The 18045-nt window shown below is 68.3% G+C and carries 19 protein-coding genes and 1 tRNA gene; 16 read left to right on the forward strand and 4 right to left on the reverse strand.

Annotation, left to right across the window (positions count from 1 at the left end; translation table 11 throughout):
• Positions 1-4: 4 nt before the first annotated feature.
• From rfaE1 to WC815_05005, 4 genes are read right to left on the reverse strand one after another with little or no spacing between them, the layout of a single operon-like run.
• Positions 5-1006 carry a D-glycero-beta-D-manno-heptose-7-phosphate kinase gene (gene rfaE1, locus WC815_04990; protein ID MFA5908115.1) on the reverse strand — a complete coding sequence of 334 codons (1002 nt, stop codon included), beginning with the start codon at positions 1004-1006 and terminating at the stop codon, positions 5-7.
• The gene (locus tag WC815_04995; GenBank protein ID MFA5908116.1) at positions 1003-2181 is read right to left on the reverse strand and encodes an O-antigen ligase family protein; all 1179 of its coding nucleotides are present in this window, start codon (positions 2179-2181) and stop codon (positions 1003-1005) included. The genes rfaE1 and WC815_04995 overlap by 4 nt, the downstream gene beginning before the upstream one ends.
• Positions 2178-3203 carry a glycosyltransferase family 9 protein gene (locus WC815_05000; protein ID MFA5908117.1) on the reverse strand — a complete coding sequence of 342 codons (1026 nt, stop codon included), beginning with the start codon at positions 3201-3203 and terminating at the stop codon, positions 2178-2180. The genes WC815_04995 and WC815_05000 overlap by 4 nt, the downstream gene beginning before the upstream one ends.
• 35 nt (positions 3204-3238) lie before the next feature.
• Positions 3239-3409: a Trm112 family protein gene (locus WC815_05005; GenBank protein ID MFA5908118.1), complete on the reverse strand. Its 171-nt coding sequence runs from the start codon at positions 3407-3409 to the stop codon at positions 3239-3241.
• Positions 3410-3479: 70 nt separating this feature from the next.
• Between WC815_05005 and WC815_05010 the strand changes: the two genes are divergently transcribed.
• From WC815_05010 to WC815_05085, 16 genes are all read left to right on the forward strand, one after another.
• Complete coding sequence (locus tag WC815_05010) at positions 3480-5510, forward strand: tetratricopeptide repeat protein (protein ID MFA5908119.1); 2031 nt, start codon at positions 3480-3482, stop codon at positions 5508-5510.
• Positions 5510-6316, forward strand: a complete 807-nt coding sequence (locus WC815_05015; GenBank protein ID MFA5908120.1) for a hypothetical protein — start codon at positions 5510-5512, stop codon at positions 6314-6316. The genes WC815_05010 and WC815_05015 overlap by 1 nt, the downstream gene beginning before the upstream one ends.
• Position 6317: 1 nt before the next feature.
• Complete coding sequence (gene ispE / locus WC815_05020; GenBank protein MFA5908121.1) at positions 6318-7214, forward strand: 4-(cytidine 5'-diphospho)-2-C-methyl-D-erythritol kinase; 897 nt, start codon at positions 6318-6320, stop codon at positions 7212-7214.
• 141 nt (positions 7215-7355) lie between these two features.
• Positions 7356-7430: transfer RNA gene (locus WC815_05025), tRNA-Gln, on the forward strand.
• Positions 7431-7547: 117 nt separating this feature from the next.
• The gene (locus WC815_05030; GenBank protein MFA5908122.1) at positions 7548-8501 is read left to right on the forward strand and encodes a ribose-phosphate pyrophosphokinase; all 954 of its coding nucleotides are present in this window, start codon (positions 7548-7550) and stop codon (positions 8499-8501) included.
• Between the two features lie 51 nt (positions 8502-8552).
• Entirely contained in the window at positions 8553-9290 is a 738-nt protein-coding gene (locus tag WC815_05035) for a 50S ribosomal protein L25 (GenBank protein ID MFA5908123.1), read from the forward strand.
• The gene (gene pth / locus WC815_05040; GenBank protein MFA5908124.1) at positions 9290-9880 is read left to right on the forward strand and encodes an aminoacyl-tRNA hydrolase; all 591 of its coding nucleotides are present in this window, start codon (positions 9290-9292) and stop codon (positions 9878-9880) included. Before WC815_05035 ends, pth begins: the two co-directional genes overlap by 1 nt.
• Positions 9881-9992: 112 nt before the next feature.
• On the forward strand, positions 9993-10460 hold the full coding sequence (gene rpsF / locus WC815_05045) for a 30S ribosomal protein S6 (protein MFA5908125.1): 468 nt from the start codon (positions 9993-9995) through the stop codon (positions 10458-10460).
• A 1-nt stretch (position 10461) separates the two neighbouring features.
• Entirely contained in the window at positions 10462-10770 is a 309-nt protein-coding gene (gene rpsR / locus WC815_05050; GenBank protein MFA5908126.1) for a 30S ribosomal protein S18, read from the forward strand.
• Positions 10771-10785: 15 nt separating this feature from the next.
• Positions 10786-11232, forward strand: a complete 447-nt coding sequence (gene rplI, locus WC815_05055) for a 50S ribosomal protein L9 (protein ID MFA5908127.1) — start codon at positions 10786-10788, stop codon at positions 11230-11232.
• Between the two features lie 135 nt (positions 11233-11367).
• On the forward strand, positions 11368-12735 hold the full coding sequence (gene dnaB / locus WC815_05060; GenBank protein MFA5908128.1) for a replicative DNA helicase: 1368 nt from the start codon (positions 11368-11370) through the stop codon (positions 12733-12735).
• 11 nt (positions 12736-12746) lie between these two features.
• Entirely contained in the window at positions 12747-13904 is a 1158-nt protein-coding gene (alr, locus tag WC815_05065) for an alanine racemase (protein MFA5908129.1), read from the forward strand.
• Between the two features lie 6 nt (positions 13905-13910).
• Positions 13911-15344: a DNA repair protein RadA gene (gene radA, locus WC815_05070; protein MFA5908130.1), complete on the forward strand. Its 1434-nt coding sequence runs from the start codon at positions 13911-13913 to the stop codon at positions 15342-15344.
• A gap of 62 nt (positions 15345-15406) precedes the next feature.
• Entirely contained in the window at positions 15407-16495 is a 1089-nt protein-coding gene (locus WC815_05075) for a PIN domain-containing protein (protein ID MFA5908131.1), read from the forward strand.
• Between the two features lie 25 nt (positions 16496-16520).
• Positions 16521-17330: a lysophospholipid acyltransferase family protein gene (locus tag WC815_05080; protein ID MFA5908132.1), complete on the forward strand. Its 810-nt coding sequence runs from the start codon at positions 16521-16523 to the stop codon at positions 17328-17330.
• Positions 17323-17961, forward strand: coding sequence for a phenylalanine--tRNA ligase beta subunit-related protein (locus tag WC815_05085; protein ID MFA5908133.1), 639 nt, complete (start codon positions 17323-17325; stop codon positions 17959-17961). The genes WC815_05080 and WC815_05085 overlap by 8 nt, the downstream gene beginning before the upstream one ends.
• Positions 17962-18045: the final 84 nt, after the last annotated feature.

Genomic DNA, 18045 nt, shown 5'->3' on the forward strand with positions numbered 1-18045 from the left:
CGTACTAGATCGGGAAACGGCCCTTGAGCTCGTCTGGATCGACCACCGCGGCGCCGAACCTGCCGACCACGAGGCTGGCGGCTTCGTTGGCGAGCCGGGCGGCCTCGACCATGGTGGCGCCGGCGGCGATGGCCAGCGCCAGCGTCGCGATCACGGTGTCGCCCGCGCCGGTGACGTCGGCCACCTCGCGCGCGAAGGTGGGCAGGAAGCCGTCGACGCCGGCGTGGGTGAGCCACATGCCATGCTCGCCACGCGTGATCAGCACGTTCTCCACGCCCAGGCGCTTCCGCAACGACTCCGCCGCGGTGCGGGCATCGTCGTGCGACACGATGCGCATGTTGGTGGCGCTCTCGGCCTCGATGTGGTTCGGGGTCACCAGCGTGGCGCCGGCGTAGTAGTCGATGTGCGGCACCTTGGGATCGACAATCACGGGAATGCCGGCCGACTGCCCATAGGCGGAGACGTGCGCCATCGACCGGCGCGTGACCACGCCCTTCTGGTAATCGGAGACCAGGATGACCTGCGCGCTCCTGGCGCGCAGGTCCACCTGCGCCGCCACCGCCTCTTCGATCGCCGTGCCGATCTCGTGATCGGATTCGTAGTCCACGCGCGCCACCTGCTGGTTCCGTGTGGTCACCACGCGCATCTTGGTGGTGGTCTTGCGGTCGACGTCGGTAATCAGTCCGGTCGCGTGGATGCCCTTCGCGGCCAGTTCGTATCGCAGTTGCGTGCCGGCCTCGTCCTGGCCGACCACGCCAATCAGGTCCACGGCCGCGCCCAGCGCCCGCAGGTTGTGCGCGACGTTGGCGGCGCCGCCGAGGCGCCACTCCTCATGGTCGAAGACCACCACCGGGACCGGCGCTTCGGGGGAGATGCGGCTGACCCGCCCGATCACGAAGTGGTCGAGCATGACGTCGCCGACCACGGTGATGCGACGGGAGTTGAAGCGGTCGATCAACTCGTGCGCGCGCGACGAGGCAATCTCCGGCAGCTGCGACGCGCTCATGTCGGCAGGCCTCCATCACGGTTGGCGGCAAACGGCAGGGTGATCATCACGAGCAGCAGCATGAGGAATTCAGAGTCGCCGAAGTTGTACTCGGTCAGGCCGGCGGCGAGCATCGCCGCCATGGCGCCGAGGCCGGCGGCGGCGAGGCCCTTGTGCCGCGAGCGCCGCAGGAGGTTGAAGAGGCCGATCGACGCCGACCCGAGAAACCAGATCCAGGCGCCGAGTGCCGGCAGGCCGCGTTCGGCGGCAATCTGCATCGGCACGTTGTGCAAGTGCGGGTTGGTCGGCTTCACGGCGTCGGGCACACGGTAGTACGGATACACGCGCTCGATCTGATCCGGCCCCACCCCCATCAGCGGATAGTCCCTGACGATCGCCACGCCGGCCTGCAGCATGGCGACGCGGTCGCGGCTGGTGAGGTCGTTGCGATCGAAGATGGAATAGACGCGATCGGTCAGGGCTTGCGGCGCCAGCAGGATGCCGGTGACCACCACGATCGGAATCACCGCCAGCAGGCGGAAGTCCTTGCTCAGGAACAGCACCGCGACGCCGACGGCGACGCCGACCCAGGCGCCGCGGGTGAGCGTGAGGCTCAGCGCCACGAGCAGGGCCGGCATCACGAACGCCGCCCACAGGCGGCCCGAGTTGCCGTAGAGCAGCCGGGCGGTGGCGGCGCAGATCACCAGCATCAGGGTGCCGGAGTAGGTCATCCAGTGCGACAGCGTGCCCTGCGGCCGGCGTCCGAGGCCGTCGAAGTTCAAGACGCCGTACTGCACGATGCCCACCAGCGCGCTGGCGGCGCCGATGGTGAGAATGATGCTCAGCACCGAATTGGCGCGGGCGCCGCGGGCCAGGTCGTAGGTGATCGGCACCAGCATGAACAGCACCAGCTGCTTGCAGTCGGTGAAGCTGACTTCCGGATCGAGCGAGAAGCCCGCCGACGCCAGGGTCAGGGCGGCATAGGTCACCAGCGGCCAGAAGAACGGCGGCGCCTGCAGCCGCTCGCCGCGCGACACGTGCGACGCCATCCAGGTCACGGCCGCCACGGCCAGCAGGATCTGCGCCGCGGCAATCGACAGCTGCATGGCCGCGACGATGCCGACCAGGGCGATCAGCCCGATCTGCTCCAGGCGATCGCGTGGCGGCATGCCGGCCGTCAGGGAAAAGGTGATCATGGTCTCGTCAGCAGCGTCCGCGCCGCGGCGACCACCATGGTAGGCGAAATCCCGGTCAGGCAGCGAAAGTCGCCGGGCACGCAGTGGCGCTGATGGCACGGCCGGCAGGGCAGCGGCCCCGCGTCAACCGCGATGCCGCCGATGGCGGCGTCGCGCCATGGCATCGACCGCTCCGGCAGCGTTGGCCCGAACAGCGCCACGACCGGCGCGGTCGTGGTGGCGGCGATGTGGAGCGGGCCGCTGTCGCCGCCGATGTAGAGGGCGGCGCGGCCGACGAGGGCGCGCAGCTCCGAGAGGTCGAACTCGCCGGTGCGGACGATGCCCGCCGCCGCCGCACCGGCCAGCGCGCGCGCCTGATCGGCCACCGCCTGCGCGGCGTCGGCTTCCGACGGTCCGGAGGTGATGATGATGCGGCGCGCGTGATCCTCGGCGGCGAGCGCCGCGGCCACCGCGGCGAATGACGCGGTCGGCCAGCGCCGGAAGGGGTTGCCGGCGCTCACGTGCAGCACGATGACCGGGGCGGACTCGCCAACGCCGGCCGCGGTGAGGCGGGCGGCCACGCGCGCCGCGGCGCCGGCGTCCACCGGCATCACCACCGGATTGGCCGCGCCCGTGGGCGACTCGATCCCGAGCGGCGCGATCAGGTCCCATTGATTCAACACGGAATGCCGCGGCGGCACGAGCGAGCGGGTCCACGGCACGCGCGTGGTGTAGGCCAGGCGCCGTCCGGGCAGCGCGTAGCCGACGCGCTGCCGCGCGCCGCTGGCCCAGGTGAGGAATCCGCTGCGCGGGCCGCCATGGAAGTCAACGACCAGGTCGAAGCGTTCGGCGCGCAGGCGCCGGGCGAGCTGCAGGTCGTAGCGGATGCGCGCCAGGCCGCGCGGCCGTTCCAGCACGGTCACGTCGTCGAGATCCGGATGATGACGCACCACGGGCTCGGCCGGCCCTTCAACGAGATAGGTGATTCGAGCTGTGGGAAACCGGCGCCGCAGGGCGCCGATCGCCGGCGTGGTGAACACCACGTCGCCGATCAGGCGCAGCCGGATCAGGAGGATCTTCAGGGCTCGACCGTCGCCTCGTCGATCAGCATCACCGGGATGTCGTCCTTGATGGGATACACCCGGTGGCAGGAGCCGCACTTGAGCGCGGTCCCGTCCTTGACCAGCACCACCGGCGTCTTGCAGGCCGGGCAGGCGAGGATTTCCAGCAGTTCAGCATCGACGGGCATACGCAAATACTAGCACCGCTTCCCCGCGAAGGTTCTTCACGACGGTTCCTCCCGAGGGTAAGATCGCGGCATGCTCTTGACTCGCCTCGTCCTGGTCGCGCTGGTCGTCTCCGCGCCCGCGCTGGCGTCCGCCTCCGCTCGCATGGCTCCGAGCGAGCTTCGGCGCGACCTCGCCGAAGCTGCCTTCGGCAGCGAAGGCGGGCAAACGGCTGCCGCCCCCGACAGCTCCAAGGCGCAGGCGTTTTTCGAGTTCATGATGGCGCGGCGGCTCGAGGCCTCCGGCGACACCGCCGGGTCGATGGCCGCGCTGCAGCGCGCGCAGGCGCTCGACCCCGACTCCGCCGGGATCGCCGCCGAAATGGCCGGCGCGCACGCCCGCCAGGACCAGGCGCAGTCCGCGATCCTGCAGGCGGAGCGGGCGCTCAAGCTCGACGCCGACAACGTCGAGGCGCACCACGTGCTGGCTCAAATCTACTCGTCGTGGGCCGAGGCCGGCGTCCGGCCGCCGGCCGGAGAGACGCAAGCCGGGGCGCGGCTCAAGGCCATCGAACATCTCGCGGCGATCCAGAAATCGCCGGTGATGGCGGTGGATCCCAACCTGCAGATGACGCTGGGCCGCCTGCAGCTGCGGGCCGGCCGCACCGGCGACGCCATCCCGATTCTCGAACGCGTCTCGGCGCAGGCGCCGTGGGCGGCCGAACCGCTCGTGCTCTTGTACGAAGCCTACGCCACCACCGGGAAGCTCGACGACGCCGAACGCGCGCTGCTGGGGGCGGCGCAGATCAACCCGCGCTACTGGGCCCAGCTCGGCCAGTTCTACGAGCGCAGCAACAAGTGGGAAGACGCGGCCGCCGCCTACGACGAAGCGCTCAAGGAAATGCGCCAGCCGAGCCGCGACGTGCAGTTGCGCCTGGTCGCCGCGTTGCTGAATGTCGAAGACGGCGCCACTCGGGCGCGGGCCGTGCTCGCCGACCTGCTCAAGACCAATCCGAGCGACCCGCGCGCGCTGTCCTTGCTGTCGAGCATGGAGCGCGCCGACGGCGACCTGAAGGCCGCGGAGGCCGCGGCCCGGAAGATCCTCACCGCCGACCCGGCCAACGTCACCGGCCTGTACGCGCTCGTGCAGATCCTGTTCGATCGTTACGACTTCAAGCAGGTGGTGGAGGCGGTGGCGCCGTTTGCGAAGGATCCCGCGTCGCGGGCCAAGGGCCGCGAAGTCGAAGGCGCCGCCGTGCTCGTGCAGTTGGGCATCGCGCAGCAGCAGCTGGCGCAGTGGGACGCCTCGGTTGCGGCGTTTACGGCGGCCAGGGCGCTGACGCCCAGGGACACCGAAATCGACGCCTACCTCGTGCAGGCGCACCTGGCGGCGCGGCGCTTCGATCGCGCGGAAGCCCTGGCCCGCGAGAACCTCGCGAAGAATCCCGACCAGCCCCGCATGACCCGGTTGCGCGCGCAGGCGCTGGCGAAGGGCGGCAAGCCGGCCGAGGCCCTGCAGCTCATGGAAGACGGCGCCGCCAAGCATCCCACCAGCCGCGAATTCGTGGTCGGGCTCGCCGACCTCTACGCTGAACAGAAGCGCACCGACGATGCAGTGCGCATGCTGGAGCAGGCCCGCAAGACGTTCGGTGACGACGATGTGCTGACCATGCGCCTGGCCAACGCCTACGAGGGCGGCGGCAAGTACGCGGAAGCGGAGAAGGAACTGCGGCGGCTGATGGCCGAGGACCCGCTGAACGCCAGCGCCCTCAACTCGCTTGGCTACATGCTGGCCGATCGCGGCCTGCGGCTGGCCGAGGCCGTGGACCTGGCGCAGCGCGCCGTGAAGATCGAGCCCGACAACCCCTCCTATCTCGACACCCTGGGCTGGGCGTTGTTCAAGCAGGGCAAGGCCGACGAAGCCGACGCGCCGCTGGCGAAGGCCGCCGCCGTGCTGACCGCCAACTCCATCATCCAGGATCACCACGGCGACGTGCTGGCGCGCCGCGGCCGCCACGCCGACGCGATTGCCGCCTGGGAACGGGCCCTCGCCGGCGACGGCGATCAGATCGATCGCGCCGCCATCGAGAAGAAGATCAAGGCCGCGCGCGCCCGCGTCAAGTAATGAGGCGCCTCGCCACCCTGGCGATCGTGCTGGCGCTGTCGGCGTGCGCCGCGCGGACGCCGCCGCGTCCCACCGGCACGCCCGGCCCGGATCCGACCGCGATCGAGGCGTTCACCAGGGCGACCGCGTCGTGCCGCGGCTTCCGCTCGTTGACCGGTGAGCTGTCACTGTCAGGCAAGGCCGGCGGCGAGCGCATTCGCGGCCGCGTGATCGCCGGCCTCGAGGCCGGCGGCTCGATCCGCCTTGAGGGGGTCGCGCCCTTCGGCCCTCCCGTGTTCATCCTCGCCGGCCGCGCGGAACGCGCCACGCTGCTGCTGCCGCGCGAGCGTCGCGTGCTCAGGGAGACCGCGGTGGCCGCCGTGCTCGAACGGTTGACGGGCCTCGCCCTCGGCGCGGACGACCTGCGGCTGATGGTGTCCGGCTGTCTGGCCGACAATGCCGCGCCCGCGGAAGGGAAGCAGTGGCCCGGCGGCTGGCAGGCCGTCACGCTCGGGCCCGATCGCGTCGCCTATCTTCGCCTCCGGCAGGGACAGCCGGTGGTGGTCGCGGCCGACTACGGCCCGTGGCGGCTGGATTATTCGGAACACCTGGGCGGCTACCCGCGCCTCGTGCGGGTGCGCCGCGCCCCTGGGCGCCCAGGCCTTGGCGAAGGCGACGCCACGACCGACGTGACCGCCCGCGTCGGCGAACTCGAAGTGAACACCACGATCGACCCGCGCGCGTTCGCGCTCGAGATACCATCGGACGCCGATCCGATGACGCTCGACGAGCTGCGGTCGGTCGCTCCTCTCGTGCCCAAGTCCTGATATGGTCCAGTCCGTCAGTCTCCCCGCCTTCGCGAAAATCAACCTCGACCTGCGGATCCTCGGCACGCGGCCCGACGGGTATCACGACCTGCGCACCATCTTTCAAAGCCTTGCGCTGTTCGACACGGTGACGGTGACGCGGCGGCGCGGGCCGCTCGAGATCGTGTGCGACCAGCCCGACATCCCGACCGACCGTCGCAATCTGGTGTGGAAGGCGGCGTCGCTCCTGCACCGCGTCGCGACCGGCAAGGCCACGGCCGCTCGCAACATCTCGATCGACCTGCGCAAGCGCATTCCCATGCAGGCGGGGCTGGGCGGCGGCAGCGCCGATGCGGCGATGACGCTGCTCGCGCTGAACAAGCTCTGGAAGATGGACCTGGACGTCGCCACGCTGACGCGCATCGGCGCGCGACTGGGCGCCGACGTGCCGTATTTCCTGGGCGGCGGCACGTCGCTCGGCCTCGGCCGCGGCGACGACATCTATCCGCTGGCCGACCTGCCGACGGTGCACGTCGTGATCCTGCGGCCGGGGTTCGGCGTGGCGACGGCCGACGCCTACCAGTGGTTCGACGATGAGTCCCGCCGCTCCAGCCGCGAGCCGGCGCCGCGCCCGTACCCGGCCGGTTGGCCGGCCTGGGCGGCGACCCTGCGCAACGACCTCGAGGTACCGGTCGTGCGCCACCATCCCGCGATTGCGCGGATTCGCCAGTCGTTGCTCGACGCCGGGGCCAACTTTGCCGCCATGTCGGGGTCCGGATCCGCGGTATTTGGGCTGTTCGAGCGGGCTGACGCGGCCCGCCGCACCGCCAACGATCTGGCCCGGCCTGGCTGGCTGTCGCTCCATACCCGCACGATGGCGCGCCGCGAGTACGCCAGGCGGGTTGCCGCCGGCCTGTAGGCAGTAGTTCGGGCTAGCCGCCTTTGCCAAGGCCTGGCGCCCAAGATGCCGGACGCCACCTGTAGCATCCGCCGTCAGGCGGATTGTTGGGTTGCCCAACTCCCGTAAACTCGGCTACGATAAGTGTTTGCCCCGGGGTGTTGGGGCGTGGCCAAGCGGTAAGGCGAGGGTCTTTGGAACCCTTATTCGAAGGTTCGAATCCTTCCGCCCCAACCATTCGATTGGAGCGTTTCAGCATCGCCCGGTCGGGCAGGACGGCTCGACCGACGAAACTGGGGCCGTTCTGTCGGAACGGCCCGCAGGGCAATTGAACTGAACTCCAGTGATGAGCAAATGCGACCAACCGGTTTCGGAGAACTGAAAGTCTTCTCAGGCAGTGCTCACCCGCAACTCGCGGCTGAGATCGCCGAGTTCCTCGGGGTGGAGCTCGGACAGGCACGCCTCCGCCGGTTTCCCGACACCGAAGTCTCGTTCCAGATCGACGAAAACATCCGCGGCACCGACGTCTTCATCATCCAGCCGACCTGCGCTCCGGTGGATCCTCACCTGATGGAGCTGATGATCATGACCGACGCGTTCCGCCGGTCGTCCGCGGCCCGGATCACCGCCGTCATTCCGTACTACGGCTATGCCCGACAGGACCGCAAGGACAAGCCGCGCGTGCCGATTTCCGCCAAGCTGGTGGCCAACGTGCTCACCGCCTCGGGCGTGAACCGCGTGCTGACCATGGACCTGCACAAGGCGCAGATCCAGGGCTTCTTCGACCTGCCGGTGGACCACCTGTTTGCGGCGCCGGTGATCATCGACTACCTTTCGCGCCAGTCGTACGAGAAGCTGACCATCGTCGCGCCCGACGCCGGCGGCGCCGAGCGCGCCCGCGCCTACGCCAAGCGTCTCGACGCCGAACTGGCCGTGATCGACAAGCGCCGCAGCGAAGACGGCACCGCCGAAGTGATGAACGTCATCGGCGAGGTGGCCGGCCGCACCTGCGTGATCGCCGACGACATCATCGACACGGCGGGCACCATCCAGAAGGCGGCGCAGGCGCTGAAAGACTCGGGCGCCGAGCGGGTGCTGGCCTGCGCCATCCACGGCGTGCTCTCCGGTCCGGCGATCGATCGCATCGAGAAGGCGCCGATCGACAAGCTGATCATCACCAACACGATTCCGCTCACCGCGGACCGGGCCAAGTGCCAGAAGATCGTCGTGCTGTCGGTGGCGCGACTGCTCGGCCAGGCCATCCGCAGCATCCACGAAGAAACCTCCGTTTCATCACTGTTCGTTTAACTCGGCAAAGGGTGTAGGCCGCAGCCGAAGCCCGAGGAAGGTAGTCAGGTCATGGAAGCAGTTCTCGACGCAGTCACCCGCAACACCAGGGGCAAGAACGAAGCGCGGCGTCTCCGCGTGGCCGGCAAGATCCCGGCCGTGGTCTACGGCGCCCAGAAGGCCGGCGATGCGCCGGCGCCGGAAGCGGTGGCGGTGGATCCCAAGCCGTTCATGAAGATCCTCCACTCCAGCTCAGGCCTCAACACCCTGATCACGCTGAAGATCGCCGGTGGCAACGAGGCCCGCGTGCTGGTCCGCAACGTGCAGCTCGACCCGGTGTCGGATCACCTGCTCCACGCCGACTTCTACCGCGTCAACATGGACCGCAAGATCAAGGTCACCGTGCCGATCACCCTGCGTGGCGAGTCCCGTGGCGTGAAGCAGGACGGCGGCGTGCTCGACTTCGTGCACCGCGAGATTGAAGTCGAAGTGCTCCCGGCCGAGATTCCGAACTCGATCGAAGTGGATATCACCGACCTCGGCATTGGCGGCGCCATCCACGTGCGCGACGTCGCGGCCAACGCGGCCTGGACCCCGGTGACCGATTCCGACCTCATGCTCGTCCACATCATCACCATCAAGGCGGTCGAGGAAGCGGTGGTGCCTGGCGCTGAAGGCGCGGCGGCTGCCGCCCCCGCCGGCGGCGCGGCCGAACCGGAAGTGCTCAAGAAGGGCAAGACCGACAAGGAAGGCGAAGGCGCCAAGGCCGAGAAGAAGGACGACAAGAAGAAGGACGACAAGAAGAAGTAATGAAGCTTGTCGTCGGGCTCGGCAATCCCGGTTCCGAGTACCGCGACACCCGTCACAACGTGGGCTTTCTCGTCGCCGACGAGTTGGCCAACCGCTGGCGGGTGCAGGATGGGTGGCGCGAGAAGTTCGGGGCGCTGTACATCAAGACGGTGGCGGGCGGCGAGCCGGTGCTCGTCGCCAAGCCGCTGACGTTCATGAACCTGAGCGGCCACGCGGTGGCCGGGCTGGCGGGCTTCTACCAGATCGAGCCCGCCGAGGTGTTCGTGGTGACCGACGACGTGGCGCTGCCGCTCGGGCGGTTGCGGGCGCGGCGTGACGGCGGCGCCGGCGGGCACAACGGGTTGAAGTCGATCATCGAGCACCTCGGCACGCCGGCGTTTCCGCGCGTGCGGGTGGGGGTGGGGCGCGGCGACAACCGCCGCGACCTCGCGGATCACGTGCTGGGCCGGTTCGAAGCCGGCGAGCGCGAAACAGTTTCGGCGGCCGTGTTGCGGGCCGCCGATGCCGCGGAGATGTTTCTCTCCGAGGGCATCGAACGCGTGATGAACGTGTTCAACGCAGCGGAAAAGCAAGACCCGGACCCTGCGTAGTGCAGACCGGTTCTCCTTGCCACGAGTGTGGCCTCGTCGAACGTGACCTGCTTCACGGTGCCTGCACCGCCGAAGCGCGAAGCGCGAAGGCGTGTCCACAAGGAGACAGTGAATGAGCAGTCGAACGTACGAATTGATCTACGTCCTCAAGCCGGACGCGCCCGAGACGGAGGTCGCCGACATGCACAAGCAGGTCGCCGACATCGTCGAACGCCTGGGCGGCACCATCGACAAGACCGAGAACGTGGCGCCCTGGGGGCGTCGCCGGCTCGCGTATGAGATCGGGCATCACAAAGAAGGCTTCTACGTCCTCGAAGTGATCACCGGCTCGGCCGAGTTGATGAAGGAAATCGATCGCCGGCTGAAGGTGACCGAAGGCCTGTTGCGCCACCTGATCGTCCGCGTCGACGAGGCGGCGATCAAGGCCGAGCGCATGCGCACCAAGCGCACCGAAGAATCGCGCCGCCGCCGCGTGGCGCGTGGCCTCCCCCCCGACCGTCAGCCGGGTGAGGGACCGCAGGGTGAAGATAACGACGATTCCGGCGACTTGATGTTCGACGGCGGGGAGATGGAGGCTTAACATGGCATTCGGTGGACCCAAGCGAGGCGGCCCGGGCGGAGCCCGTGGCAAGGATGCCAAGGACGCCAAGGGCGGCGACAAGCGTCGAGGCGGCGGATTTTTCCGGCGCCGGAAGGTCTGCAAGTTCTGCGCGGACAAGATCGACGACATCAACTACAAGGACGTCAAGCTGCTGAGCGGCTTCGTTCCCGAGCGTGGCAAGGTATTGCCGCGCCGGATTTCCGGGACCTGCGCGAAGCATCAGCGCGGGCTCCGCGTGGCCATCGTCCGGGCGCGCCAGCTGGCGCTGCTGCCGTACGCGGCGGATTAAGGGAGAACGCGAATCATGGAAGTCATTCTCCGAGACCACGTTGAACACGTGGGTGAGCGCGGCGACGTCGTCAAGGTCGCCGACGGCTACGCCCGCAACTACCTGCTGCCGCGGAAGCTGGCCCTGCTGGCCACCCCCGCGAACAAGAACTGGATCGCGCGCGAGCGGAAGATTGCCGAAGCGCGTGAAGGTGAAGAGCGCGTGGCCGCCGAAGCGCTGGCCGATCGGCTCGTGGCGCTCGACCTGCAGATTGGCCGCAAGGTCGGCGACAACGACACCCTCTACGGTTCGGTGACCAACGCCGACATCGCGGAGCTCCTGAAAGAAAAGGGCTTCGACGTCGATCGCCGCAAGATCTTGTTGCCGGACCCGCTGCGCGCACTAGGTGAAGCGCACGTGCCGGTGAAGTTGCACCGCGACGTGACGGCGCAGCTCAAGATCACGGTCGTCAAAGCCGCCTAAAGGGCGTACGACCGAACGTTGGTTTCAAGGCCGGGCGCCACGGGCGTCCGGCCTTTTCTTTTTTCCAGCGGTCAACCCGCCGCGCCGCGACAACCCGCGAGGTTTGTCCGCGCTATACTTTCGATCCCGCACGACATGGCCGAAACCGCAACCGCACCAGCTCTACGCACGCTCCCGCACAACCTCGAAGCGGAACGGTCCGTCCTGGGCGCGATCCTGATCGACAACGACACCTACAACGTCGCCGCGGCGATGCTCGACGCCAAGGCGTTCTTCCGCGATGCGCACCGCCGCATCTTCGAGCGGATGGCCGACCTGTCGGAGCGCAGCCAGCCGATCGACCTGGTCACCCTGAAGGAAGAGCTCGAGCGGGCAAGTGAGCTGGACGAGGTCGGCGGCCCCGCCTACGTCGCGTCGCTGGTGGACGGCGTGCCGCGGTCGACCAACGTCGAGTACTACGCCCAAATCGTCAAGGAGAAGGCGACCCTGCGGGCGTTGATCTTCTCGGCGAACAAGATCACCGCCAGCGCCTACGAGGCCGACCAGGAAGCCGACCTGATCCTGGACGAGGCCGAGGCGGCGATCTTCGGGGTGGCCGAGGACCGCATCAAGACCGGCTTCGTCCCGATGCGCGACCTGGTGCGCGACAGCTTTCCGAAGATCGAGAAGCTGTTCGAGAACAAGACCTTCGTCACCGGCGTGCCCACCGGCTTCGACGACATCGACAAGAAGACCCGCGGCCTGCAGCCCGGCGATCTGGTGATCGTCGCGGCCCGCCCGTCGATGGGGAAGACCAGTCTGGTCCTCAACATCTGCCAGTACGTCGCCACGCACGGCGGCGTGGCCGGCTTCTTCAGCCTGGAAATGTCGAAAGAATCGCTGTTCATGCGCATGCTCGCGTCGGAGGCGAAGATCGACACCTACCGGTTGCTGAGCGGACAGATCGGGCAGAAGGAATACGGGCAGATCACGCACGCGCTGGAGACCTTGAGCGAAGGGCAGCTGTTCGTGGACGACACCGCCGGCATCGGCGTGATGGAGATGCGGGCCAAGGCGCGCCGCCTCAAGGCCGAGCACGGCCTGAACCTGCTCGCGATCGACTACGTCCAGTTGATGACCGGCCGCGGCCGGTTCGAGAACCGCAACCTCGAACTGGCGTCAATCTCCCGCTCGCTCAAGGGCCTGGCCAAGGAACTGAGCGTGCCGATCATCGTGCTGTCGCAGCTGTCGCGGGCCCCGGAAGCGCGTTCCGACAAGCGGCCGATGCTGTCTGACCTGCGTGAGTCGGGCGCCCTCGAGCAGGACGCCGACGTGGTCGCCATGATCTTCCGCGAGGAGATGTACAAGACCGACGATCAGCCGGCCGACTCCGATGGCGTCGCCGAGATCATCATCGCCAAGCAGCGCAACGGCCCAACCGGGACGATCAAGCTGACGTTCCTGCGCGAGCAGACCCGGTTCGCGAACTACTCGGGCCCCGGCTACGCGACCTCCGACGACTAACGGCCCTCGCCATGACCCGCTGCACCGCGGCGCGCGTTGACCTCGCCGCCCTCGACCGGAATTTCCGCGCCATCGGCTCATACCTGCAGGACGAGGCGTCGCTCAACCGCGGGGCGGGCCGCGGGCCGGTGCGGCCGCCAGGCATCATCGCGGTGGTCAAGGCCAATGCCTACGGCCATGGCGCGCGTCATGTCGCCAGGACGCTGGAGGCGGCCGGCGCCACCATGCTCGCCGTCGCCGACATCGAAGAGGGTGTGGACCTGCGCGGGTCGGGCATTCACGCCCCCATTCTCGTGTTTGGCGCGCTGAGCGTGAGTGACGTGGACGGGGTGTTCGCTCACGGCCTGACGCCGACCATCTCCAGCCCGGCCGCCGGCGCGGCGCTGCAGGCCGCCGCCGCGCAGCGCAAGACCACCCTGCACTATCACCTCAAGATCGACACCGGGATGAACCGTCTCGGGTTCCGACACGACAACCTGCGGCGGACGCTGCCGGCGTTGCTGTCGAGCGCCAACCTGTCGCTGGACGCGGTGCACACCCACTTCGGCAGCGCCGACGAACCGGGCCACGCGCTGTTTGATGAACAGCGCACGCGGTTCGAGGCGGCCTGCCGCGTGCTCGACGACCTGGGCGCGGGCCCGCGGGTGCGCCACGCGGCGAACTCCGCGGCGCTGCTGCGCGATTCGCGCGTCTGGTACGACTTCGTGCGCCCGGGCTTGCTGCTGTACGGGCTGGTGCCGCCGCCGCTCGCCTCGACGCTGGCGCTGACGCCGGTGATGTCGCTGACCAGCCGGGTAGTCGCCGTCAAGGGCGTGCGCGCCGGCGAGGGCGTTGGCTACGGGAGCCGGTTCACCGCCGATCGGGCCGTGACCTTGGCTGTCATTCCCGCGGGTTACGCTGACGGACTGGATCGGCGGCTGGAGGGACGGGGTGCCGTGCTGATCCGCGGCCGCCGCGCGCCCATCGTCGGCGCCGTGAGCATGGACATGCTGACCGCCGACGTCACCGACATCGACGCCGTCGGCCCGGGAGATGAAGTGGTGTTTCTCGGATCGCAGGGCAGCGAGCCGCAGCAGTCCATTGATGCCCGTGAAATGGCGGCGTGGATTGGGACCATCCCGTATGAGATTCTCTGCCGCCTCGGTGCCCGCGTTGAGCGAAAGTATTGACTGGAAATGAAGCAAGCCAATAAACCGGTATTCGTCTGCCAGGAGTGCGGCACCCAGCAGCCCAAGTGGCAGGGCAAGTGCCACGACTGCGGCGCGTTCAACTCGTTCGTGGAGGAACGGGTGGTCGAGCCGAGCGCCGGCCCGACCGAGCATCGCTACTCGACGCTCGGGGTGGTCTCGCACGGCGCCAAGAAGTACGCCGACATCGAGGCCTCGGACGCCGATCGCCTCACCACCGGCATCAACGAATTCGATCGCGTGCTGGGCGGCGGCATCGTGCCGGGGTCGCTGATGCTGCTCGGCGGCGAGCCCGGCATCGGCAAGTCCACCCTGCTCCTGCAGGCGGCGGCCAACTTCGCCAACACCTTCGGCCCGGTGCTCTACGCGTCGGGCGAGGAGTCCGAGCACCAGATCAAGTCGCGCGGCGATCGCCTCGGCGTCGGTGACGCGCCGCTCTACCTGCTCGCCGAGACCTGCATCGAGCGCATCCTCGAGGAAGTCGGCCGCGTCAAGCCGGCACTCCTGATCGTCGACTCGGTGCAGACGGTGTTCTCGCTGAAGTTCCAGTCGGCGCCCGGCAGCATTGGCCAGGTCCGCGAGGCGGCGACGCAGTTCCTGTTCATGGCCAAGGGTCACAACATTCCGACCTTCCTGGTTGGCCACGTCACCAAGGACGGCAACATCGCGGGCCCCAAGGCGCTCGAGCACGTCGTCGACACGGTGCTCTACTTCGAAGGCGAGCGGCATCACTCGCACCGCGTCGTGCGCGCGGTCAAGAACCGGTTCGGCGCCATCAGCGAGCTCGGCGTGTTCGAGATGACCGGCGCCGGGCTGCGGCCGGTGGCGAACCCGTCGGCGATGTTCCTGGCCGAGCGACCCACGGCGACGCCCGGCTCCGCCGTGCTGTGCTGCCTCGAAGGCTCGCGTCCGCTCCTGGTCGAGGTGCAGGCTCTCGTCAGCACCAGCAGCTACGGCACCTCGCGCCGCATGGCGGTGGGCATCGACCAGAACCGGCTGTCGCTTCTGCTCGCCGTGCTCGAAAAGCGCGCCGGCCTCCACCTGGTGTCGGACGATGTGTTCGTGAACATCGCCGGCGGCATGAGCATCGACGAGCCGGCGGTGGACCTCGGCATCGTCGCGGCCGTCGGATCCAGCTTGCGGAACCGCCCGGTGGCCACCGGCACGGCGGTGTTCGGCGAAGTCGGCCTCGGCGGCGAGATCCGCGGCGTGGCCCAGGCCAACCTGCGGATCCGCGAGGCCGAACAAATGGGCTTCACCCGCATCGTCCTGCCGGCGTCGAACATCGACGCGAGTGAAGAAGCGGGCAAGGCTGACCGCCTCGGCCAAGGCTTCGGCGAGTCCACCGAAGCGCAAAGCGCGAAGGTGGAACTGGTCGGCGTCCGCTCGGTCGGCGAGGCGCTCGACATGCTCCTTGCTTGACCTTGCTACCCAAGCGGTTCTAAGGTTGCCGGATACTCCCCGCGGTTTCGCGGGGCCTTGATATGGCCTGGTTCATACTCGCGCGGCTTGCATTCATCGCGGCGGTCGCCACTTCCGCATTCATGTTGCGGCCGATGGGGAGCGATCCGCTCCTCAACGTCGGGTTTGGCGTCGCCCTGGCGGCGCTGTCGGTCGGCTTCGAGTGGCAGTTGCGCCACACCGCGGTCACCCTCATCATCGGGGCGTTCATCGGCGGCGCCGTCGGCCTGCTCCTCGCCAAGGGCATCAGCGCGGCGCTGTTCTGGATTGACCACGGCGACCCGCGCGTCGCCTTCCTTCACAGCTTCATCCTGCTGGTGTTCCCGTACATCGGCGTGGTGCTCGGCGGGCGCAAGGGCGAGTGGCTCGAGCCGTCGCGGTTGATGACGCTGTTCCACACCGCCGGCCCTGACCGGCACTACAAGATTCTCGACACCTCGGTGATCATCGACGGCCGCATTGCCGACCTGTGCGAAACCGGTTTCATCGACGGCGCCATGGTCATCCCGCAGTTCGTGCTGAAGGAGCTGCAGATGGTGGCCGATTCGTCGGATTCGATGAAGCGGAACCGCGGCCGCCGCGGCCTCGACATCCTGCAGAAGATCCAGAAGATGGCCGGCATCGACGTGGTGATCTCCGACGTGGACTTCCCCGATGTGCGCGAAGTCGATCTCAAGCTGATCGAACTGGCGCGCACCCTGTCGGGCAAGATCGTCACCAACGACTTCAACCTCAACAAGGTGGCGCAACTGCGCGGCGTCGCCGTGCTCAACATCAACGAGCTGGCCAACGCCCTCAAGCCGGTGGTGCTGCCGGGCGAGGTCATGAAGGTCTTCATCCTCAAGGAAGGCAAGGAATACAACCAGGGCGTCGCCTACCTGGACGATGGCACCATGGTGGTCGTGGACAACGCGCGCAAGATGATCAGCAAGACCATCGACATCGTCGTGACCAGCGTGCTGCAGACCACGGCCGGGAAGATGATCTTCGGGCGCTACCTCGAGCCGGGCGGCTCACCGGCCCCGGCCCTCCGGCCCGCGCAAGCCGCCACGCCGGCGTCGTCGCTGCAGGCCGTGGTGTCGCCGTCCCCGATCGTCGCCAAAGATCACTAGATCGCCAAATCACCAAATCACCACATTGTCGTTCCATTTACTCCGCACGATCCTCTGGCTGATCCCGACGATCGCCGTCTATACCGTCGTGCTCGGCATCGCCTCGATTACCTCGAGCTTCTTCGATCGGCGCGGCCACTTCGCGCACGGGTGCGCGCGGGCGTGGTCGTGGCTCATCCTGGCGACCACCGGCGTGGACGTCACGGTCAAGGGCCTGGACCGGCTGGTGCCGGGCAAGACCTACGTGTTCGTGGCGAATCACCAGAGCATCTACGACATCCCGGTGCTGTTCTGGTCAATCCCGTTTCAGCTCCGCATCATCGCGAAAGAATCGCTCGGCAGCTTTCCCATGCTGGGGCCGCACCTGAAGCGCACCGGTCACATGCTGGTGGACCGCAGCCGGCCCGACAAGGCCGGGATCTTCGGGTGGGCGAGCCGGCTCACGTCCAACGGCCTGTCGCTGATCGTGTTCCCCGAGGGCACGCGCAGCGGCGACGGCATGATGGGGAAGTTCAAGGGCGGCAGCATCATGCTGGCGATGCAGGCGGGCCTGCCGCTGGTCCCGATCTCCGTCGTTGGCAGCCGGCACGTGATGAAAAAGGGTGAGCTCACCACCCGGCCCGGGCACGTCACGCTGATCGTGCACGAGCCGATTGCGCCGGCCGCCACCCTCGAGCCGTCGGCCGCCCAGGTCCGCGAGCTGGCCGATCAGGTGCGCGAGGTGATTCGCCCCGCCGTGGAAGCCGAGGCGTCGCGCACGCGGCCGGAGGCCGGTGGCGCGACGTCGCGCCGAAGCTCGGACGGTTCAGGAGCGAAGGCGGACTTGGGTGGCTGAATTCACCCTGGCGTCAGACGTAGCGGGCATCGTGCGGCCGGGGCTCCTGTGGTGGACCGGCGCCACGGTGGTGTCGCACGAACACCGGCTCGATCCGCTGCTGGCCGAGGCCGAGGCGCGCGTTCGGCTGTCGCCGCCGGCCGAGTCGGCCGCGGTCCGCACCATGTACAAGCGCGTCGGCATCGATCCCACCAAGACGCGGCCGTCGAACGAGGCGCTGCTGCGCCGCGTGCGCAAGGGCGACACCATGCCGCGGATCAACTCGCTGGTGGACATCGTTAACTGGTGCTCGCTCGAGTTCCAGTTGCCGTACGGCCTTTACGATCTCTCGAAGGTCGTTGGTCCGGTCACCATGCGCCTGGGCGCGGCAGGGGAGTCGTACGCGGGCATTCGCAAGGACGATGTGAATGTGGGCGGCCGGATCACGATGGCCGACAGCGTGGGCGCGTTCGGGAACCCGACCTCGGATTCGGCGCGCACGATGGTGACGACTGCCACCACCGAGGCGCTGGTGGTGGTCTACGCGCCTGCGGAGATCGCTCCAGCGCAGATGCAGCGCGTGCTCGACATCACGGCAAGCCGCATTGCCGATATTGCCGGTGGCCGCGAAACCGCGCGACTGGCGTCCTAAGACAGCCACCGATTACACCGATTTCACCAGCGACGCGAAGCGTCGCTCGGCGAACTGGTGTCCTGCGAGTCGCGCGGGAGTGAA

It is taken from the genome of Vicinamibacterales bacterium, from assembly GCA_041659285.1.
Lineage (GTDB): Bacteria > Acidobacteriota > Vicinamibacteria > Vicinamibacterales > UBA2999 > 12-FULL-67-14b.

Excerpts from the sequence above, each read along its gene's own strand:
- rfaE1 (MFA5908115.1), bottom strand. The coding sequence starts at position 1,006 with ATGAGCGCGTCGCAGCTGCCGGAGATTGCCTCGTCGCGCGCGCACGAG.
- WC815_04995 (MFA5908116.1), bottom strand. The coding sequence starts at position 2,181 with ATGATCACCTTTTCCCTGACGGCCGGCATGCCGCCACGCGATCGCCTG.
- WC815_05005 (MFA5908118.1), bottom strand. The coding sequence starts at position 3,409 with ATGCCCGTCGATGCTGAACTGCTGGAAATCCTCGCCTGCCCGGCCTGC.
- WC815_05010 (MFA5908119.1), top strand. The coding sequence starts at position 3,480 with ATGCTCTTGACTCGCCTCGTCCTGGTCGCGCTGGTCGTCTCCGCGCCC.
- WC815_05015 (MFA5908120.1), top strand. The coding sequence starts at position 5,510 with ATGAGGCGCCTCGCCACCCTGGCGATCGTGCTGGCGCTGTCGGCGTGC.
- ispE (MFA5908121.1), top strand. The coding sequence starts at position 6,318 with ATGGTCCAGTCCGTCAGTCTCCCCGCCTTCGCGAAAATCAACCTCGAC.
- WC815_05030 (MFA5908122.1), top strand. The coding sequence starts at position 7,548 with ATGCGACCAACCGGTTTCGGAGAACTGAAAGTCTTCTCAGGCAGTGCT.
- WC815_05035 (MFA5908123.1), top strand. The coding sequence starts at position 8,553 with ATGGAAGCAGTTCTCGACGCAGTCACCCGCAACACCAGGGGCAAGAAC.
- pth (MFA5908124.1), top strand. The coding sequence starts at position 9,290 with ATGAAGCTTGTCGTCGGGCTCGGCAATCCCGGTTCCGAGTACCGCGAC.
- rpsF (MFA5908125.1), top strand. The coding sequence starts at position 9,993 with ATGAGCAGTCGAACGTACGAATTGATCTACGTCCTCAAGCCGGACGCG.
- rpsR (MFA5908126.1), top strand. The coding sequence starts at position 10,462 with ATGGCATTCGGTGGACCCAAGCGAGGCGGCCCGGGCGGAGCCCGTGGC.
- rplI (MFA5908127.1), top strand. The coding sequence starts at position 10,786 with ATGGAAGTCATTCTCCGAGACCACGTTGAACACGTGGGTGAGCGCGGC.
- dnaB (MFA5908128.1), top strand. The coding sequence starts at position 11,368 with ATGGCCGAAACCGCAACCGCACCAGCTCTACGCACGCTCCCGCACAAC.
- alr (MFA5908129.1), top strand. The coding sequence starts at position 12,747 with ATGACCCGCTGCACCGCGGCGCGCGTTGACCTCGCCGCCCTCGACCGG.
- radA (MFA5908130.1), top strand. The coding sequence starts at position 13,911 with ATGAAGCAAGCCAATAAACCGGTATTCGTCTGCCAGGAGTGCGGCACC.
- WC815_05075 (MFA5908131.1), top strand. The coding sequence starts at position 15,407 with ATGGCCTGGTTCATACTCGCGCGGCTTGCATTCATCGCGGCGGTCGCC.